Annotated in this window: 14 protein-coding genes; all 14 read left to right on the plus strand. The window is 34.1% G+C overall.

Annotated elements, in window-relative coordinates; genetic code table 11:
* Nucleotides 1-40: 40 nt before the first annotated feature.
* The 14 genes from ruvB (at nucleotide 41) to C8P67_RS05935 (ending at nucleotide 20,956) form a co-directional block, all read left to right on the plus strand.
* A complete protein-coding gene (gene ruvB, locus C8P67_RS05870; protein ID WP_115811331.1) occupies nucleotides 41-1,063 on the plus strand; it encodes a Holliday junction branch migration DNA helicase RuvB in 1,023 nt (340 codons plus the stop codon).
* Nucleotides 1,064-1,081: 18 nt separating this feature from the next.
* The gene (locus C8P67_RS05875; protein ID WP_115811333.1) at nucleotides 1,082-2,422 is read left to right on the plus strand and encodes a cytochrome P450; all 1,341 of its coding nucleotides are present in this window, start codon (nucleotides 1,082-1,084) and stop codon (nucleotides 2,420-2,422) included.
* Nucleotides 2,422-3,345 carry a tRNA epoxyqueuosine(34) reductase QueG gene (gene queG / locus C8P67_RS05880; RefSeq protein ID WP_115811335.1) on the plus strand — a complete coding sequence of 308 codons (924 nt, stop codon included), beginning with the start codon at nucleotides 2,422-2,424 and terminating at the stop codon, nucleotides 3,343-3,345. The genes C8P67_RS05875 and queG overlap by 1 nt, the downstream gene beginning before the upstream one ends.
* Before the next feature lie 174 nt (nucleotides 3,346-3,519).
* Nucleotides 3,520-3,945: a CBS domain-containing protein gene (locus tag C8P67_RS05885; RefSeq protein WP_115811337.1), complete on the plus strand. Its 426-nt coding sequence runs from the start codon at nucleotides 3,520-3,522 to the stop codon at nucleotides 3,943-3,945.
* A gap of 165 nt (nucleotides 3,946-4,110) precedes the next feature.
* On the plus strand, nucleotides 4,111-6,396 hold the full coding sequence (locus C8P67_RS05890) for an NADP-dependent malic enzyme (RefSeq protein WP_115811339.1): 2,286 nt from the start codon (nucleotides 4,111-4,113) through the stop codon (nucleotides 6,394-6,396).
* A gap of 143 nt (nucleotides 6,397-6,539) precedes the next feature.
* Nucleotides 6,540-7,121 carry a Holliday junction branch migration protein RuvA gene (gene ruvA / locus C8P67_RS05895; protein WP_115811341.1) on the plus strand — a complete coding sequence of 194 codons (582 nt, stop codon included), beginning with the start codon at nucleotides 6,540-6,542 and terminating at the stop codon, nucleotides 7,119-7,121.
* A 25-nt stretch (nucleotides 7,122-7,146) separates the two neighbouring features.
* Complete coding sequence (gene sov, locus C8P67_RS05900) at nucleotides 7,147-14,463, plus strand: T9SS outer membrane translocon Sov/SprA (protein ID WP_115811342.1); 7,317 nt, start codon at nucleotides 7,147-7,149, stop codon at nucleotides 14,461-14,463.
* Nucleotides 14,464-14,546: 83 nt separating this feature from the next.
* A complete protein-coding gene (gene gcvH, locus C8P67_RS05905) occupies nucleotides 14,547-14,927 on the plus strand; it encodes a glycine cleavage system protein GcvH (RefSeq protein ID WP_115811344.1) in 381 nt (126 codons plus the stop codon).
* Nucleotides 14,920-15,312: a VanZ family protein gene (locus tag C8P67_RS05910; RefSeq protein ID WP_115811948.1), complete on the plus strand. Its 393-nt coding sequence runs from the start codon at nucleotides 14,920-14,922 to the stop codon at nucleotides 15,310-15,312. Before gcvH ends, C8P67_RS05910 begins: the two co-directional genes overlap by 8 nt.
* A 104-nt stretch (nucleotides 15,313-15,416) precedes the next feature.
* A complete protein-coding gene (gene deoC / locus C8P67_RS05915) occupies nucleotides 15,417-16,160 on the plus strand; it encodes a deoxyribose-phosphate aldolase (RefSeq protein ID WP_115811346.1) in 744 nt (247 codons plus the stop codon).
* A 17-nt stretch (nucleotides 16,161-16,177) separates the two neighbouring features.
* On the plus strand, nucleotides 16,178-18,292 hold the full coding sequence (locus C8P67_RS05920) for a gliding motility protein RemB (RefSeq protein ID WP_115811348.1): 2,115 nt from the start codon (nucleotides 16,178-16,180) through the stop codon (nucleotides 18,290-18,292).
* 154 nt (nucleotides 18,293-18,446) lie between these two features.
* Entirely contained in the window at nucleotides 18,447-19,349 is a 903-nt protein-coding gene (gene cyoE / locus C8P67_RS05925) for a heme o synthase (protein WP_115811350.1), read from the plus strand.
* A gap of 2 nt (nucleotides 19,350-19,351) precedes the next feature.
* Complete coding sequence (locus C8P67_RS05930) at nucleotides 19,352-19,939, plus strand: cytochrome c oxidase subunit 3 (protein ID WP_115811352.1); 588 nt, start codon at nucleotides 19,352-19,354, stop codon at nucleotides 19,937-19,939.
* A 42-nt stretch (nucleotides 19,940-19,981) separates the two neighbouring features.
* A complete protein-coding gene (locus tag C8P67_RS05935; protein WP_115811354.1) occupies nucleotides 19,982-20,956 on the plus strand; it encodes a cytochrome c oxidase subunit 3 in 975 nt (324 codons plus the stop codon).
* Nucleotides 20,957-20,962 lie beyond the last annotated feature (6 nt).

Here is a 20,962-nt window from a genome sequence, read left to right on the forward strand (position 1 = left end):
ATTTTTTTATTACAATGATTACTTTTTTTATCTTTATCAAATGAACGAGAACTTAGATCCTACGAATAATAATTTTAGCCCAGAAGAGATAGATATTGAAAAAAGATTAAGGCCACTGTCTTTTGATGATTTTTCGGGTCAGGATCAGGTATTGGAAAATCTGAAGGTTTTTGTTGCAGCTGCTAATCAAAGGCGAGAGGCACTTGACCATACTCTTTTCCACGGACCTCCAGGTTTGGGTAAGACAACTTTGGCGAATATTTTGGCTAATGAATTAGAAGTAGGTATTAAAATTACTTCTGGCCCTGTTTTGGATAAGCCTGGTGATTTGGCTGGATTGCTTACAAATCTTGAGGAACGGGATGTTTTGTTTATAGATGAAATCCACCGTTTGAGTCCAATAGTTGAGGAATATTTATACTCTGCTATGGAGGATTTCAAGATCGATATCATGATTGAGTCTGGGCCAAATGCCAGAACAGTACAAATTAATCTGAATCCTTTTACGCTTATTGGTGCGACAACCCGTTCTGGACTTTTGACAGCTCCTATGCGTGCCCGTTTTGGTATATCATCAAGATTGCAATATTATACAACTGAACTTTTGACGACTATTGTTGAACGAAGTGCTATGATCTTTAAAATGCCAATTACTATGGAAGCGGCGATAGAAATTGCAGGCAGAAGCAGAGGAACTCCGCGTATTGCTAATGCATTATTGCGTCGTGTTCGTGATTTTGCGCAGATAAAAGGAAATGGAACAATCGATATTGAAATTGCAAGATATGCCTTGAAAGCATTAAATGTTGATGCTCACGGTCTTGATGAAATGGATAATAAAATTCTGAATACTATTATTGATAAATTCAAAGGCGGTCCTGTAGGTTTAACGACTTTGGCAACAGCCGTATCCGAAAGCAGTGAAACTATAGAAGAGGTTTACGAACCTTTTCTGATTCAGGAAGGTTTTATTATGAGAACCCCTAGAGGAAGGGAAGTAACTGAAAAAGCCTATAAGCATTTGGGTAAAATTAAAACTAATATACAAGGCGGACTTTTTTAAAATTTAGTATCATTTGCAATGAATAAGAAATATAATTATCCTGAAAAACTTTCAATAGTTAATTTCTTTTTAGATGCAGAAGGTATTCGAAGAAATCCTATTCCGTTTCATAAAAAATATTTTGATAAATTAGGCGATACTTTTTCTGTAAGAATAGGCAGGACTAAGCATTTGATGCTGTCAAGGGATAATGAAGTAGCGACTTATATATTACAGAAAAATCATAAAAACTATCATAAGTCTAATATTCAAACAGTGTATTTGTCAAAATATCTTGGTAAAGGACTTTTGACATCCGATGGAGACTTTTGGCTAAAACAAAGAAGATTGATTCAGCCTGCTTTTCATAAACAGAAAATGAATCAGCTGGTTGCCAATATGGAACAGATTATCGATTCAGAATTGAAGGAACTTGCTGAAGAAAAACCAGTCGATATATTTCCTGTAATGAGTCAGTTGGCGTATAATGTTGTTGCCAAATCATTGTTTCAGCTTTCTACTTCTGCTGAAACATTAAATAGAATAAAATTTATTATAGATGAAGTACAGCAGTTCTTAATCAAAGAAGTAAGACTTCCTCATAAAGGCTGGTGGTTTTCTTTAAGCGGGCAGACTAAAAAGCATTTTCAATTGTCTTTAGAAAATAACAACATAATTAAGGGAATTATTGAGGAACGAATTGCTTCAGATGTGCAGACTAATGATTTGCTGCAGATGCTTCTTGAAACGAGATATGAAGATACAGGTGAAGGGATGCCGGTGACTCAATTAATTGATGAGATAAAAATTCTTTTTGTAGCAGGTTATGAAACAACTGCAAATGCTTTGACTTTTACGCTTTACCTTTTAGCAAAGCATCCTGATGTTCAGCAAAAAGTATGGCAGGAAATTGCAGAGATTGAATCACAAGAAGGCGAAACTGTCGATAAGCTGCAGAAAATGACTTATATCAATGCAGTTTTGAATGAATCAATGCGTTTCTATCCGCCAGCTTGGATTGTTGACAGGCAAAATGTTGTGGATGATACTATCACTTCTTATTATATAAAAAAAGGAACACTCATTGGTATTTCATTGTATGAGTTACACCGCAATCCAAAATATTGGAAAAATCCCGATGAATTTAATCCGGAGCGATTTTTGGGTGAAGAAAAAAAACATTCTATGCAGTATTTTTATCCTTTCGGGGCAGGTCCCAGAATGTGTATAGGTACTGGTTTTGCTATTTATGAAATGTGTATAACGCTTTTTAAAATTGTAAAAAAGTACGAGATAAAACCAGTTAGCGGTGAGGTTCAATTTAATCCGTTGGTTACTTTAAAACCAGTTGGAGTTGAAGTTTTATTTGCCAAAAGATAATGATAAATTCCAAAGAATCATATTCAAAGTTTATAAAGTCCGAAGCCAAGCGCCTCGGTTTTTTATCTTGTGGTATATCAAAAGCTGGCTTTCTGGAAAAAGAAGCACCGCGTTTGGAAAATTGGCTGAATAATAATTATAATGGGCAGATGGCCTATATGGCAAATCACTTTGATAAGCGTTTGGATCCAACTTTATTGGTAGATGATGCCAAAAGCGTGGTGTCACTTTTATTAAATTATTATCCCTCAGAAACCCAAAATCCTGATTCATATAAGATCTCTAAATATGCTTATGGACAGGATTATCATTTCGTCATCAGAGAAAAACTCAATGAATTCTTGTTTTCAATTCAGCAAAATATTGGTGAAGTTTCAGGGCGTGCTTTTGTAGATTCAGCTCCTGTTCTTGATAAAGCTTGGGCAGCCAAAAGCGGTTTAGGATGGATTGGCAAAAACAGTAATCTGCTGACTCAAAAAACAGGCTCTTTTTATTTTATAGCTGAGCTTATTATTGATCTTGATTTGGAATACGACCACGCAGTTACGGATCATTGTGGTTCCTGCACCGCTTGTCTGGATGCTTGCCCTACACAGGCAATTGTTGCTCCGTATGTGGTTGACGGCAGTAAATGCATTTCTTATTTTACAATTGAACTGAAAGATAATATTCCAATGGAAATGAAAGGCAAATTTGATGACTGGGCTTTTGGATGCGATGTTTGTCAGGATGTTTGTCCTTGGAACCGTTTTTCAAAACCGCATGATGAACCTTTATTAAATGCAAACTCCGAATTACTTTCAATGTCCAAAAAAGACTGGATAGAAATTACCGAAGAAACTTTTAAAAAAGTGTTTAAGGATTCTCCTCTTAAACGATCTAAATTTAATGGTCTACAGCGGAATATTCTTTTCTTAGAATAAATCGTAATATTGATGCAGCTTTATCATTATCTTTTATGGTATTAAAGACTGTTTTTATTTAAGGTTTTATAATTTTTTAAGTCTCAGCTATGTTTTAAAGGGCTAAATAATTTTATTTTTTTGCTTTTTGTATATCTTTTTTTTCTAAATTTAACTTTCTAAAAATCATCTATTATGACTGTAAATCAGATATTAAGAACAAAAGGAGCGGAAGTTTATTCTATTATTTCAACCATTACTGTATTTGAAGCGCTGAGAGTCATGGGTGAAAAAAATATAGGAGCTGTCCTCGTAATTGAAAATGGTGAGTTAAAAGGAATTTTATCGGAGAGAGATTATGCTAGAAAAATAGTTTTAAAAGATAAGTCTTCCAAAAAAACACCAGTAAGTGAAATCATGGAGTGCGATGTGGTAACTGTCAAACCTTCTGATGATTTGGAATTTTGTATGGAGATAATGAGTAAAAGAAGAATTAGACATTTGCCAGTGATTGAAAATGGATCAATAATTGGACTTGTCTCTATTGGAGATGTGGTAAAAGCCATAATTGAAGTGCAGAAAGAAACCATTAAGCATTTGGATTCTTATATATCGCGTTAAGTAGTTATCGATCATATTGTTTAAAAAAAAGTGGCTGCGGTATTACGCAGCTATTTTTTTTAAAATAGATTATCTGAAAATAAAATATAAGAATAGGATAATATAATAGTGCCTGTTTTGATTGAAGTAAACTATATTTGTTTGTTGAAAAAATAAATTAAAAAAATGGACAAAGACAGTAAAAGAAGAGAAGCGTTATTGTATCACGCTGAGCCAACTCCAGGAAAAATACAAGTAGTCCCTACCAAAAAATATGCAACCCAAAGAGATTTGTCTTTGGCTTATTCTCCTGGAGTTGCTGAACCGTGTTTGGAAATCGCCAAAGACATAAATAATGTTTATAAATACACTGCAAAAGGAAATTTAGTTGCTGTTATCTCAAATGGGACAGCTGTTTTAGGACTTGGTAACATTGGACCAGAAGCTGGAAAACCAGTAATGGAAGGAAAAGGCCTTTTGTTTAAAATATTTGCGGATATCGATGTATTTGATATTGAAATTGGTACCGAAGATGTTGAAGAGTTTATACAGACTGTAAAAAACATAGCGCCAACATTTGGCGGAATTAATTTAGAAGATATTAAGGCTCCTGAATCATTTGAAATCGAACGCAGACTAGTTGAAGAATTGAATATTCCTGTGATGCATGATGATCAGCATGGGACGGCAATTATATCTTCTGCAGCTTTAATTAACGCATTGGAATTGGCTGATAAAAAAGCTGAAGATGTAAAAATGGTCGTTTCTGGGGCAGGTTCAGCAGCGATTGCTTGTACTGATTTGTATGTTTTACTAGGAGTGAAAAAAGAGAATATTTTAATGTACAACAGTAAAGGACTTTTAACTAAAGATAATTCGTCTTTGTCTGAATTACAGCAAAAATATGCAGTAGAAGGGGAGCGAATTAGTTTAGAATCGGCTGTAAAAAATGCTGATGTTTTTATTGGTCTGTCTTCTGCCGATGTTTTGAGTTCTCAAATGTTATTGTCAATGGCAGACAATCCAATTGTTTTTGCTATGGCAAACCCAAATCCTGAAATTGCCTATGATCTTGCCGTTTCTACCCGTAAGGATGTAATTATGGCAACAGGACGCTCGGATCATCCTAATCAAGTTAATAATGTACTTGGTTTCCCATATATTTTTCGAGGAGCGTTAGATGTTCGTGCTACAAAAATAAATGAAGCCATGAAAATGGCTGCTGTAAAATCTCTTGCCGCACTTGCAAAAGAGAATGTTCCAGAGCAGGTGAATATTGCTTATGGTGCTAAAAAACTGGTATTTGGCAGAGAATATATTATACCAAAACCTTTCGATCCTAGATTAATATCTGAAGTTGCTCCTGCGGTTGCAAAAGCGGCTATGGACTCTGGTGTTGCATTAAATCCAATAACAGATTGGGATAAATACAAAGAGGAATTATTGGAACGTTTGGGGAACGATAACAAAATGGTTCGCTTAATTACTAACAGAGCCAAAACTGATCCTAAAAGAATTGTTTTTGCCGAAGCAGAACAATTGGATGTTTTAAAAGCAGCTCAGATTGTTTATGAAGATGGTATAGGTTTCCCAATTTTATTAGGAAATAAAGAAATTATCTTAGAATTAAAAGAAGAGTTAGGGTTTGATGCCGATGTGCAGATTATAGATCCAAAACTGGAAGAAGAACAAGAAAGAAGAACCAGATACGCTACCGAATTATGGGAGTCAAGAAAAAGAAATGGTACTTCGCTATTCGATGCTGAAAAGTTCATGAGAGAGCGTAACTATTTTGCAGCTATGATGGTCAATACAGGAGAGGCAGATGCAATGGTTTCCGGACATTCTAGAAGTTATCCATCTGTGGTTAAACCGTTATTGCAGATAATAGGGAAAGCACCTCATGTTTCGCTGGTGGCTACGACCAATATTATGATGACCGCCAGAGGTCCAATGTTTTTATCGGATACTGCAATAAATGTTAATCCAACGGCAGAAGAATTGGCAAAAATTGCTGTTATGACTGCTAATACTGCAAAAATGTTTGGTGTTGAGCCTGTGATAGCTATGGTATCATATTCTAATTTTGGCTCATCGGCAAATGTAAGTGCTTCAAAAGTAAAAGAAGCAGTTGCATATCTGCATCAGCATCATCCCGAGATTATTGTAGACGGCGAAGTTCAAGCTGATTTTGCTTTGAATCCAGATATGCTGTCTGCTAAGTTTCCTTTTTCAAAATTAGCTGGAAAAAAAGTAAATACTTTGGTTTTTCCAAATCTTGAATCGGCTAACATTACTTATAAATTAATGAAAGAACTGAATAAAAATGGATCAATAGGACCAATTATGATGGGAATGAAACACCCAGTTCATGTTTTTCAATTAGGCGCCAGTGTTGAGGAAATGGTGAACATGGCTGCTATTGCAGTTATCGATGCCCAAGAAAAAAGCATGAGATTAAAAGGGAAATAAACTCGAAATTCCGACTTACTAAGATTTGAGATTTTAAGATTAGAAATGCGTTATATTGGTTCGTGCTTATAAAGTGTAGACCATTAGTGTTTTGATTATCTTTTAATCTCAAATTTTATTATATTTGGGCCTATAATTTATTTATGATAGCACATTTACAAGGAAAATTAGTAGAAAAAAACCCTACAGAAGTTGTGATCGATTGTAGTGGAGTTGGTTACCATGTGAATATATCTTTGCACACCTATTCTTTACTGCCTAATACTGATTTTATAAAGCTGTTTACATATCTGCAGATAAAGGAAGATGCGCATGTATTGTTCGGTTTTGTCGAGAAATCTGAAAGAGAAATTTTTAAAATGTTATTGTCAGTATCTGGTATTGGTGCTGGTATTGCCCGAACAATGCTTTCTTCTTTGGAACCCAAACAGATTATTAATGCAATTGCATCTGGAGATGTCGTAACTATTCAGAAAATAAAAGGAATTGGAAGTAAAACTGCACAAAGGGTAATTCTAGATTTAAAAGAGAAAGTGTTAAAATTGTATGATTTGGACGAAGTTTCAATGCTGCAAAGCAATACAAATAAAGATGAGGCGTTATCTGCTTTAGAAGTTCTTGGTTTTGTTCGAAAAACTTCTGAAAAAGTTATTGAAAAGATCATCAAAGAAGATCCAGAGGCTACTGTGGAAACTATAATTAAAAAAGCTTTAAAAAATTTATAAGAGGTCATTTACTAGCCTGATTGATATGCATAAAATCTACTTTTTTTTGCTGGTGTTTTTTTGTGGCTTTGTGTCTCAGGCTCAAGTGCAAGATGCTGTTCAGGATACGATAAAAAAAGGATATGATGTTGGTGAAATTCAATTAGCAAATCCTCAGAGCATATTGTCTGCTTATACTTATGACCCCGTTACTAATACCTATATTTATACCAATTCAGTAGACGATTTTAATATCAATTACCCAATTGTACTGACTCCAGCAGAGTATGAAAAAATTCGGCTGAAAGAATCAATGAGTCAATATTTTAATCAAAAACTGGATGCAATTGATGGTAATAAAAAAGGAAGTGACGCTGCTAAAAAAGATTTATTACCTCGTTATTATATAAAATCAGGATTGTTTGAATCTATTTTTGGAAGTAATACTATTGACGTTAAACCTACAGGGTCTATCGAAGTGGATTTAGGATTGCTTTATACCAAACAAGATAATCCTGCATTTTCATCTAGAAATCGAACCAATACCTCATTTGATTTTAATCAGCGAATAAGTATGAGTCTGCTGGGGAAAGTTGGTACAAGACTTCAGGTGAATGCTAATTTTGATACTCAGTCTACTTTTGCTTTTCAAAATTTATTAAAACTGGAATACACGCCTGCAGATGATGATATTGTCCGCAAAATTGAAGTTGGAAATGTCAGCATGCCTTTGAATAGTACTTTGATTCAAGGGGCGCAAAGTTTATTTGGAGTAAAAACCGAATTGCAATTTGGAAAAACTACTGTAACAGGTGTTTTCTCGGAACAAAAATCACAGGCCAAAAGCGTTACGGCACAAGGCGGCGGTACTATTCAGGAGTTTGAAATGTATGGATTAGATTATGATAATGACCGGCATTTTTTCCTATCTCAATATTTTAGAGATAAATATGATGCCTCTTTAAAAAGTTATCCGCTAATTAGCTCTAGGGTTCAGATTACAAGAATAGAAGTTTGGGTCACCAATAAACAGAATAGGGTAAATGCAACAAGCAATAATTTACGAAATATTATTGCACTTCAGGATTTAGGGGAAGGGGAGTTGGCAGACTCGGAAGGTAATCCAATAATTGGCAGGCAAAATGAGGTAGTAGTTTTGGATCCTATTCCGTCAGATTTTTTCATTAACCAGCCAAATTTAAAAAAATCCTATCCATCAGATAATAAGAATAATAAATATGACCCAGCTTTAATTAGTTCTAATACAGGATATCTAAATAGTAATATTCGTGAAATTGTTACGGCAAAATCTGGATTCTCGCCTTCAATTGATGTTAATGAAGGACAGGATTACTCAAAATTAGAAAACGCAAGGAAGCTATTGCCAAATGAGTATACTTTTAATGCGCAATTGGGTTATATTTCTTTGCAGCAGCGATTGGGAAATGATGAAATTTTGGCTGTGGCATATCAATATTCCATTGGCGATAAAGTATATCAAGTGGGAGAGTTTGCAAATGACGGAGTAGACGCAACAGTCGTTGGAGGAAATCAATCTTCTAATCAAACGGTAATTTCTCAGACTTTAATTTTGAAAATGCTAAAAAGCAGTCTGACAAATGTAGCAAATCCTGTTTGGAATCTGATGATGAAAAACATTTATCAGATACAGGGAGCTTACCAATTGATTCAGGAGGATTTTAGATTAAACATTTTATATAAAAATCCATCGGCATTAAATTATATAACACCTGTTGCAGGAACTCCTTTTCCTGACGAGGATAATCAAAATTTAAATCCGCCAAAACCTTATACTGTTACCAATACTACCTTATTGAAAGTATTTGATGTAGATAAACTTAATTATAACAACGACCCGCAAGCAGGAGGAGACGGTTTTTTTGATTTTATTCCTGGTATGACCGTTGACAGTCAAAATGGAAGATTGATTTTTACCACTAAAGAGCCTTTTGGTGAATTACTGTTTTCTAAGCTGGGAACAGGTGACCCTACAGAAAATTATAATGATGTAACGACCTATAACGATAATCAGAAAAAATATGTAAATCCATATATGTACCGTGTCACGCAGGCCAAAGCTATACAATATCCTGAGCTGAATAAATTCCTTTTGCGGGGAAAATATAAATCTGTGGGCGGGGACGGAATTCCAATAGGTGCGTTTAATGTTCCGTTAGGTTCTGTTAAAGTTACAGCTGCGGGCAGGGTTTTGGTCGAAGGAGTAGATTATAGCGTAAATTATCAATTAGGAAAAGTTCAGATTCTTGATCCTTCGCTGCAGGCTTCGAACACACCAATTGAAATTTCATTAGAAAATAATTCAATATTTGGCCAGCAGACCAGAAGGTTTTTTGGTGTGAATGTAGATCATTTAATTTCAGAAAATTTTATGGTCGGTGCTACTTTTTTGAATATGAAAGAAAAGCCGTTTACTCAAAAATCCAGTTATGGACAAGAATCAGTTAATAATAGTATTTTTGGGTTTCATGGTAATTTTTCTTCTGAAGTTCCATTTTTTACACGTTTGGTTAATAAACTGCCTAATATAGATACGGATGCTCCCTCATCAATTGCTGTTAGTGGTGAATTAGCTTATTTAATGCCAAACGCATCGAAAGGAGATAGTTTTGAGGGCCAATCTACAATCTATGTTGATGATTTTGAAAGTTCACAGACATCAATAGATTTACGGTCTCCTTTTGCCTGGACTTTATCTTCCACTCCTGAAGATAACAATATCAGTACTTATGACTTTAATGGTAAATTAGATGGTCTTGATTCTGGTTTTAAAAGAGCAAAATTAGCATGGTATTCTATAGATCCCGTTTTTTATACCTCAAAACCATCGGGAATATCTAATGATGATTTGTCTACAAATGCCACAAGGAGAGTTTATAGTGAAGAATTGTATCCGTTAACTGATATTGCTCAAGGACAGTCCCTTGTGGTAAATACATTGGATATGAGTTATTATCCTAAAGAACGCGGTCCGTATAATAATAACTTAAATGTGGCCGATGCTCCGAATGAAAATTTTGGAGGAATTGTAAGGTCATTAAGTGCAACGAATTTTGAACAAAGCAACGTAGAATATATCCAATTCTGGGTTATGGATCCTTATGTGGGACAAGGTAAAACATCAAATACTAATACAGGTAAAATTTATTTTAATCTTGGAGAAATTTCCGAAGATGTGCTGAAAGATGATTATAAAGTATATGAAAATGGTTTTGGACCTGATCAGGTGATGGTAAATCCGGCTCCGGCTTGGGGTAATGCTCCAGCGTCGCAATCATTAATTTATGCTTTTGACAATAATGAAAGTAATCGTGTTAATCAGGATATAGGTTTTGACGGGCTTGCTTCAGGCCAGGAAGGAAGTAAGTATACAAATTATGCTTCAGATCCTGATCCTGCAGGAGATGATTATATTTATTATTTAAATACTTCGGGAAGCGTACTTGACAGATATAAAAATTATAATGGAGTAGAAAATAACTCCAATGTGAGTATTAATTCGCCAAATAGAGGTTCTACAACAATTCCTGATGTAGAAGATGTCAATAGAGATAATACCATGAATACCATAAATGCTTATTATGAATATAGCGTAGACATAAATGCAAATATGGATATAGGGCAGAAATATGTTTCGGATGTGCGTAACACGACGGTTACTCTGGCAAATGGTACTACGACCGAAGCGAGATGGATTCAGTTTAAAATTCCTATTTCTCTGCCACAAAATAAAATCGGAAAAAATGTAGAAGGGAAACCTGTAGATTTAATGTCTATCCGTTTTATGAGAATGTTTCTGACCAACTTTACGGATCAGGTTACGTTGCGTTTTGGATCTTTAGATTTAATGCGTGGAGAATGGCGTCGTTATGCAAATTCATTAAATCCTGATGATTTGAATGTAAAGGATGATGCCGTTGTTTTTGAAACTGCTTCGGTCAACCTTGAAGAAAATTCCAATAAATGTCCTATAAATTATATCAGTCCTCCAAGTGTACAAAGAGAGCAATTGTACAATAATAATACTGTTATCAATCAGGATGAGCAATCACTATCTATGCGGGTTTCAGGAGGTGGTTTAAAACCTCTTAAAAGCTTGTCGTCTTCGGAAAATAGTCGTGGTGCTTTCAAAAATTTCAATATTGATATGCGCCAGTATAAAAATCTTAAAATGTTTCTGCATGCAGAATCTTTAAAAGATGAAATAGAATTAGATGATAATCAGATGGTTGCTTTCCTGCGTATTGGTGCCGATTATTCTACAGATTTTTATCAAATTGAAATTCCTCTAAAAGTAACTAAGTCTTCAGGTGGTTGTAGTGTAAGTGCTGATGCAGTGTGGCCATCAGAAAATGAAATAGATTTGTCATTAGCATCATTAACGAACTTAAAATTAAAATATATTAAAAAAGATAAGTCCAGTTTGCCGGCAGATGGAATTTATTATGCAGATGATGATCCTGATTTAGCAGGAGAAGATGGAGATGGAGATAACAAGTTACGATTGGGTATAAAGGGTAATCCCAATTTAGGTTTGATTCGGAATATTATGCTTGGGCTAAAAAGTAATGAGCCAGAAAAGAATATAAAGGGTGAAGTATGGTTCAATGAGCTTCGCTTGGCCGATATGGATAATAAAGGAGGTATGGCAGCTTTATTAAATATTGATACTAATTTTGCTGATTTAGCTACAGTTTCAATGACCGGGAATATAAAAAACTTTGGTTTTGGAACTATAGAGCAAGGTCCAAATGAAAGAAGCAGAGAAGATATTCAGCAGTATAATATCGTGACTAATATTAATCTTGGAAGGTTTCTGCCTAAAAAATGGGGGATTAATTTACCTTTTAATTATTCTATAGGTGAAGAAATTATTAAACCGGAGTATGATCCTATTTATGAAGATATTAAACTGAAACAAGTTTTGGATGATGCTGATTCTAAAGAGGAAAGAAAATCTAAATTGAATCAGGCTATAGATTATACTAAACGAAAAAGTATCAACTTAATTGGTGTGCGAAAAGACAGAGATGCAGAGAAAAAACCTATGCCTTATGATGTGGAAAACTTCACTTTCTCGCAATATTATAATGAAGTAGCACGCCATGATTTTGAAATAGAAAAAAATATAGATCAGCAGTCAAGAACAACATTGGATTATGCTTTTGCATTTCAGCCAAAGCCGGTAGAACCTTTTCAAAAAACGAAGTTCATGAAGAAAAGCAGTTACTGGAAGTTTTTAAGTGATCTTAATTTTAACTATTTGCCTTCTAATGTCACTTTTAGCACCAATGTGGTTAGACAAAGTAACGAACAGCAGTTTAGACAGGTTGAAGACATTGGTATTGGCTTTGAACCTTTGTTTAGAAGAAATTTTGGATTTAATTATCAGTACGGATTTAATTATAATCTGACTAAATCTTTAAAAATAAATTATACAGCGGCATCTCGTAATTTAGTGAAAAATTATTTGGATGAAGATGATAATCCTATTGATGGTGTAACGATTTGGGATGGATATCTGGATACAGGAACGCCAAATTTTCATATGCAGCAGTTTATTTTAAATTATGAAATCCCTTTGAATAAAATCCCTGTTTTAGGATTTATCAAAGCGAATTATTCCTATACAGGAGATTATAGCTGGCAGCAGGCTTCTACTGCTTTAAGCAATGCTGTTATTGAGGGAGTGTCCTATAATTTAGGGAATACTATACAAAATGCTAAATCCACTACTTTTAATACGACCTTCAATATGGAGACTCTGTATAAGTATATAGGGATTGGTAAGGGTTCTGTGAATAGTGCTCCTAAACCAGTGGCACCGCCTAAACCCGGTGAAAAAATTGTCAAAAAAGACCCTCTGAAAAAAATTAATCAAAATCAGTTTGTCGAAGGTTTGAAAGGAGTATTAACAAGTGTAAAAAGTATCCAGATGACGTTTACGGAAAATCAGGGAACTGTTTTGCCTGGATTTACGCCGGGTATTGGTTTTTTCGGGTCATCTAAACCAACATTAGGTTTTATTTTTGGAAGCCAAAGTGATATACGGTATGAGGCAGCTAAAAAAGGCTGGCTGACAAACTATGAAGAGTTTAATCAAAATTATACAACTATAAATACTCAAACATTCAAAGGGTCTGCCAATTTAGAAATAATTCCAGATCTTAAAATTGACTTATTAGCGGATCGTTCCTATTCTGAAAATTTTTCAGAACAATATGATGTTTCAGAGGACGGTACTTATAACCATCGATCACCATATAATTATGGTATATTTTCGATATCGACAGTATTGATTGGTACTTCATTTTCAACAAGTAATGAAGTGAGATCAACAGCTTTTGATCAGTTTAGAAACAACAGGCTCTCTGTTGCAGATCGCTTGGCTAATGATCATTATGCTGGAGAGCCAGTACCTCGATATGATATTACTTCACTGCCTCCGGAAGATAATACTGCGCCGATTGATAGTCCGGCAAATCCAAACAATCCATTTAGAAAAACCACTATCGCAAATAATGGCTATCCAGTTGGATTTGGGAAAAACAGTCAGGCTGTCTTATTACCATCATTTTTAGCCGCCTATTCGGGAACAAGTGCTAATGATGTTTCATTAGATATATTTAAAAAATTTCCAATTCCCAATTGGGCAATTAAATATAATGGATTAATGCGGTATGAATTTTTTAAGAAAACCTTTAAACGATTCTCTTTGCAGCAAAATTACAGAGCGTCTTATACTGTCAATTCATTTAGATCGAACTATAAATATGATGATAATCCAAATGGGGTAGATGACAGTAATAATTTTTTCAGTCCTACTATTATGTCTAATGTTACTTTGGTTGAACAGTTTAATCCTTTAGTCCGTATTGATTTTGAATTAAAAAATTCATTTAAGGTGTTAACTCAAATAAATAGAGATAGAGCTTTGTCTATGAGTTTTGACAATAATTTATTAACAGAGGTACATGGTGTTGAATATGTTGTTGGGCTGGGATACAGAATTAAAGATGTAATTTTTTCTTCTAAACTGGCAGATAATCCAACAGGAATTATAAAAAGTGATATCAATATCAAAGCTGATCTAACTTATAGAGACAGCCAGACTATTGTTCGCTATTTAGATTATGATAACAATCAATTGGGAGGCGGACAAAATATCTGGACATTGAATACTACTGCCGATTATTCTTTGAGCAAAAACCTGACAATCATTTTTTATTACAATCACTCTTTTTCTAAACCAATTATTTCGACTTCATTTCCTTTGACTAATATTAGTTCAGGATTTACATTCCGCTATAATTTTGGAAATTAATTTTTTGAAAATCTAACCTATAATTGTACATAAGATTGTTACATTTGTGCAAAAAATAATTATTAATTATCAATTATCATTTTATGAGCATACCAGCAAATTTAAAGTACACAAAAGATCACGAATGGGTTAGTCTTGAAGGCGATATTGCTACAGTTGGAATTACACATTTTGCGCAAAAAGAATTAGGAGATATTGTATATGTAGAGGTAGAGACATTGGATCAGACTTTAGATAAAGATGAAGTTTTTGGTACTGTTGAAGCAGTAAAAACAGTATCTGATTTGTTTCTTCCGTTATCTGGAGAAATTATTGCTTTTAATGATGCTTTAGAAAGTACTCCTGAAAGTGTAAATGCAGATCCATACGGTGACGGGTGGATGATTAAAATTAAAATTTCTAACCCTTCAGAAATAGAAGAACTTCTTTCGGGTGAAGCTTATAAAGAACTTATTGGTGCCTAAATATTTTCTGCTTATAGCTGCTTTATTATGGACAGGAATAGTTGCTTATTTTTGTTTGGTACAATCAAGTGATCTTCCTACCGTAAATATCCCAAATTTAGATAAATGTATTCATGCTTTTTTTCATTTCGTGTTTACATTTCTTTGGTTTTTGTTTTTTTATAAACAATTAAAATCGGATTCTATATTCAGACCTTTGCTGATTTCGTTTCTATTTTCATTTGTGTTTGGAGCAGGTATTGAAATATTGCAGGGAATTATTACAACAACAAGGAGTGCAGATGTATTGGACGCTGTTGCTAATTTAGTTGGAGCAGCAATGTCAGTTTTTACAGTTGTAATTTGTTATAAAAACAATGTTTTAAATATAGTATTGAAAAATTAAGAACCCACTTCGGTGGGTTTTTTGATTCAAGTGGTATTTGATAGATGTCATTTCACTCGAATAATGTAATTTTACGCTTTTTTCCTTTTTAAATTATAATGATAATGGATATTAAAAAATATTTGGATTCTACGTATTTAAAAACAAATAGTCAGGCTGGTTTGACAGAGAGTGAAAATGAAGCTGTAGCCAAAGGTTTTATTCAGGAAGCTATAGACGAAAAATTTAAGCTGATAATGATTAGGCCGGACAGAGTTGCTTTAGCAAAAGAATTGATTGAAAACGCTGATTCAAAAGTTTTAATAGGTACAGTTATCGATTTTCCGGGAGGTACGTCTTCAGTCGCTGGAAAATTAAAGGAAGCACTTGTATGTATTCAAAATGGTGCTGATGAATTAGATTTTGTATGCAATTATGAAGCTTTTAAGGCTGGTAATATTGATTTGGTTGAGTATGAAATTTTGAAAGGGACTCAGCTCGGTCTTGATAATAATCGAATAGTAAAATGGATTATCGAAGTGGCAGCTCTTAATAATGCACAAATTGCAGACCTGACAGCGCTTATTAGAAATGTTGTAGTTTCTAATTTTAAACCAGAGGAATTCAGTTCAGTCTTTGTAAAATCGTCAACAGGTTTTTATAAAACAGAAAATGATTTACCAAATGGAGCTACAGTTTCAGCAATTGCAATCATGCTTGAAAACGCATCGCCTCTTCCCGTAAAAGCTGCAGGCGGGGTGCGAACATATGAGGAAGCGAAGATAATGATTGATATGGGTGTGCTTCGCATAGGAACATCGGGAGCAAAAGTTATCGCAAATGGAGATAAATCCTCTCTAGAATATTGATTTGATACAAAATAAAAATGATTAAAAAAGCCCTAATTCTTCTTTTACTTTTTGCTGCATCTGTTATGGATGCACAGACATTGAATACAAAATCCTCCGAATCTTCAGATGAGCGTTTTCCTGTTTTTCCGAATTGTAAAAATTTAGAAAGACAAGAGTTAGAAAATTGTTTTTATTCTGAAGTGCAGCAATTTGTATATCAAAATTTTAAAGTATCCGAAAATTTGAAACAGAATCAGTACAAAGGAACAGTAAAAGTTCTTTTTGAAGTGGATGCAGCTGGTACTTTTAAAGTGTTATTTGTGAATTCAAATAAGGAAGATTTAATTGCTGAAACAAAAAGAGTTTTTGGCAGTCTGCCAAAAATTGAGCCTCCTACTTATAATGGCAATCCTACTTATTCTAAGTTTAATTTTAGTATTGCGATTCCATTATTATCACCTGAAGAAATTGCAGCTGCCGCTAAAGCAAAAAATGATAATATCAATGTTAATGCCGGATTGACAGAATTAGACAGTATAGTTTACAAGCGATTTGATAATCCGCAATTTACAAGTCACTTAAATATTCCTTTTTCTCATAGTTATTACGCCGAATTTGATATGGAAATGAATAAGGTGGGGAGTAATAATCATACGGCTTCAAAACCTTATACATATGCTGAAGTTGAAAAATATTATAATTTTCAGAAGGTTAATGCCAGCTTAATGAAGAATAAAACAAGCTGGTTAGGAAGAAAAACATGGAATGAAAATCTGGCAGAAATACAAGGTGAAGGATATTGGTTTGCTCTGAATTTTTTATTTAATGTTCAAGGCGGAATTTCTAATCCCAGCAAAAGTGATTATACATATGTAAATACTAGAGCTCTTAATTTTAAAGGAGGTCTTGGTGCTCGATTGAATTTTACAACAACTTTCTACGAAAGTCAGGGGCGTTTTGCTGATTATTATAATGCTTACGCAAATTCAATCAAGCCTTCAGGTGGTAATCCTGCTATTATCCCCGGGATAGGAATAGCGAAACAGTTCAAGTCAGACTCTTATGATTTTCCTTTGGCAGATGCTAATATAACTTATAATGCAGCTAAGTTTTTAGATCTGCAATTGGGATATGGGAAAAATTTTATTGGTGATGGATACCGTTCCTTACTTTTAAGTGACGGAAGCAGTCCTTACCCATTTTTTAAGATTAATGCTAATTTCTGGAAAATAAAATACACAGTAGATTATGTTTGGTTAAAGGATGTGCGTCCCGAAGTCACAGTTGATAAAACCTATGCTTCGAAATATGCTGTAAACCATTATTTGAGCTGGAATGTTTCAAATAGATTAAACTTGGGTTTCTTTGAATCTGTGGTTTGGACCAATACTAATGGCAGAGGTTTTGATGCTAATTTTGTTAATCCAGTTGTTTTTTATCGTGCAGTTGAGTTTTCGTCTTCTTCTAAAAGCGGTAATGCTCTTTTGGGGTTGACTTCTAAATACAAATGGAATAATCAGGTTAATCTCTATGCACAGTTTCTTATTGATGAATTTTCTACTAGCGATATTGCGGGGGGAGAAGGGAGCTGGAAAAATAAATTGGGCTATCAGTTTGGTGCCAAATATTTCAAGGCATTTAATGTGGATAATTTGACATTGCAATTAGAATTCAATCATGTTCGTCCTTATGTGTATTCACATAGTGAACCCATTACTAATTATGCCCATAATAATCAGAGTTTAGGTCACCAATGGGGCGGAAATTTTCAAGAATTGATTCTGTTAGGATATTACAATAAAGACCGTTTTTATGCCAATACCAAATTTACTATAGGTACTCGCGGGTTTGATTTTGATACAGCTGATAATACATTCAATTATGGGCAGAATATCTATAAAGATTATGATGATAACAAGCCTTATGAGAAAGATGTAAAAGTGGGGCAGGGAAATAAAACCAGTATTTTTATTGCTGATGTTCAAGTAGGATATTTAGTAAATCCGGCTACTAATTTTAAGTTTTTTGGGAACTTCCTATTTAGAAATTTTGATCCAACAACAAATACTGCTGCTGTTTTTAAGGAACAGACTACTTGGTTTTCTGTAGGTTTTAGATCGGATGTGTTTAATTGGTATTTTGATTATTAGTGTTTTAGATTTTAATTTTTTGTTTTTCTAATTATGCTGTAAAAACCGATTAAAAAAAATACTGTTATTTCAAATGTTTAATTCATAGACTATTTTTGAATCTTACTTTGTATATTTGCAGCAGTTTTCAAAAAATACACCAATTTAATCTGCATTGAGTACAACATCAAATCCCACTTCGTTCAAGTCTATTTATATTGATTTTAAGGCAATTACTAAAGCTGGATTGGCTATAAGTGTTGTTTTTTCATCAATTGCAGGTTATGTTCTTGGTTTTAATGATGCACATCCTTTTAGCTGGTTTGTGTTATTGAAACTAGCTATAGGCGGATATTGCATGGTTGGTGCTTCAAATGCATACAATCAGGTTATAGAAAAAGATTTAGATGCTTTGATGGACCGTACTAAAAACCGTCCTGTAGCATCTGGAAGAATGTCGCCTCGTTTGGCACTCTTGGCAGCAAGTATGCTGACTGTTTTTGGTTTAGTGCTGTTGTATACAATTAATCCAAAAACAGCTATGTTTGGTGCTGTTTCTATTTTTTTATATACAAGTATTTATACACCGCTTAAAACCATTACACCACTTTCGGTTTTTGTTGGTGCTTTTCCTGGCGCTATTCCTTTTATGTTAGGCTGGGTTGCTGCTACAGGTGAGTTTGGAATCGAAGCTGGAACTTTGTTTTTGATTCAGTTTTTCTGGCAATTCCCGCATTTTTGGGCAATAGGATGGTTTTTATATGAAGATTATGAAAAAGCTGGGTTTTTTATGCTGCCTACAGGTAAGAAAGATAAAGGAACTTCACTGCAGATTATTTTATACAGCGTTTGGCTGATAATTGCCTCATTGCTGCCAGCATTGGGCCGTACCGGGCATTTATTTCTTTCTCCAATTGCTGCTGTTTTAGTGTTGCTGCTTGGGCTTTGGGTATTATTTTATTCAGTTCGTTTGTATCAGATAAAAACAGCAAAAGCGGCACGAACATTAATGTTGGTTAGTGTTTCGTATATATCGCTGTTACAATTAGTATATATAGTAGATAAATTTTTAAGATAATTATGGAAGTTACAATGACAGCCGAAGATTATAAATCAAGAACGGCAAGATCCTACAAATTGATTTTGTTATTTGCAATGGTGAGTATGACAATGATGTTTGCTGGTCTCACAAGTGCCTATGTAGTAAGTCAGTCAAGAGCAGACTGGCTGAAAGATTTTCAATTGCCATCTGGTTTTTATTTTAGTACTATTGCTATTATTGGATGTAGTATTACATTTCATTTGGCCAAAAAAGCGATTCAAAAAGACAACCAAAGTAAAACTACCGTACTTCTTTTGGCGACACTAGCTTTAGGGATTTCGTTTGTGGTACTGCAGTTTGTCGGTTTTAGGCAGATAGTTGAAAATGGATATTATTTTACTGGAAGCGCTAGTTCTATAACTACTACGTTTTTGTATATTGTAGTAATTGTACATTTACTGCACTTGGCGGGCGGTATGATATCATTGTTAATTATTATTTATAATCATTTTAAACAAAAATATAATTCAACTCAAACTCTTGGAATAGAACTAGGTGCGATGTACTGGCACTTTCTTGATTTCTTGTGGGTTTATTTATTTTTATTTTTATATTTCTTTAAATAAGAAAAAAACGTAAATTTGGGAACTTTTTAACGAATAACTTTTATGGGAGCGACAGTTACTACTGCAAATAATGAAAAAACTTGGGGAGGCGGAAATGAGCCAATGGGAGCAAGTTATGGTAAATTGATGATGTGGTTTTTTATCGTATCAGATGCCTTAACGTTCTCTGGATTTTTAGCAGCTTACGGGTTTTCTAGATTTAAATTTATTGAAACTTGGCCTTTGGCCGATGAAGTGTTTACACACTTTCCATTTTTACATGGTGTATCTGCACCTATGTATTATGTAGCGTTAATGACTTTTATTTTGATTTTTTCGTCTGTAACAATGGTTTTGGCTGTTGATGCTGGTCACCAAATGAAAAAAGATAAAGTAGCCCTTTATATGTTTTTAACTATTATTGGAGGTCTTATTTTCGTTGGTTCTCAAGCTTGGGAATGGAAAAACTTTATTAAAGGAGAATATGGCGCTGTTGAAACTGCTGGCGGAAGTTTATTACAGTTTGTTGATAAAGAAGGACACCGTGTTGCTTTAGAAGATTTTGCAGCTAAATTGCCTGTTGAAAGAGAGCAGTTGTCTAGAGATAAAGCAAAATGGTTTATGTCAGAGGCTTCGATTCCTGCATATACAGTTGCTGAGGTGCAAGCTGGTTTTAAAGCACACCCTGATGTTTTGGTGAGAATTGAAACACTAAACAAAAACAAAGAGAAAATTGTACTTTCAAGAGAAGAATCTTTAGCGCGTTTAGATCAAGCTAAGTTAGTTATTGAAGGAGCTAATCTAACTCATAATGAATATGGAAGTAAGCTTTTTGCTGATTTCTTTTTCTTTATCACTGGTTTCCACGGATTCCACGTATTTTCAGGTATCGTAATTAATATCATCATTTTCTTTAATGTTCTTTTAGGAACTTATGAGAAAAGAGGAAGTTATGAAATGGTTGAAAAAGTGGGATTGTATTGGCACTTTGTTGATTTAGTTTGGGTATTTGTATTTACATTCTTCTATTTAGTTTAATTTTAG

Origin of the sequence: Flavobacterium aquicola, from assembly GCF_003385115.1 — a bacterium.
GTDB lineage: Bacteria > Bacteroidota > Bacteroidia > Flavobacteriales > Flavobacteriaceae > Flavobacterium > Flavobacterium aquicola.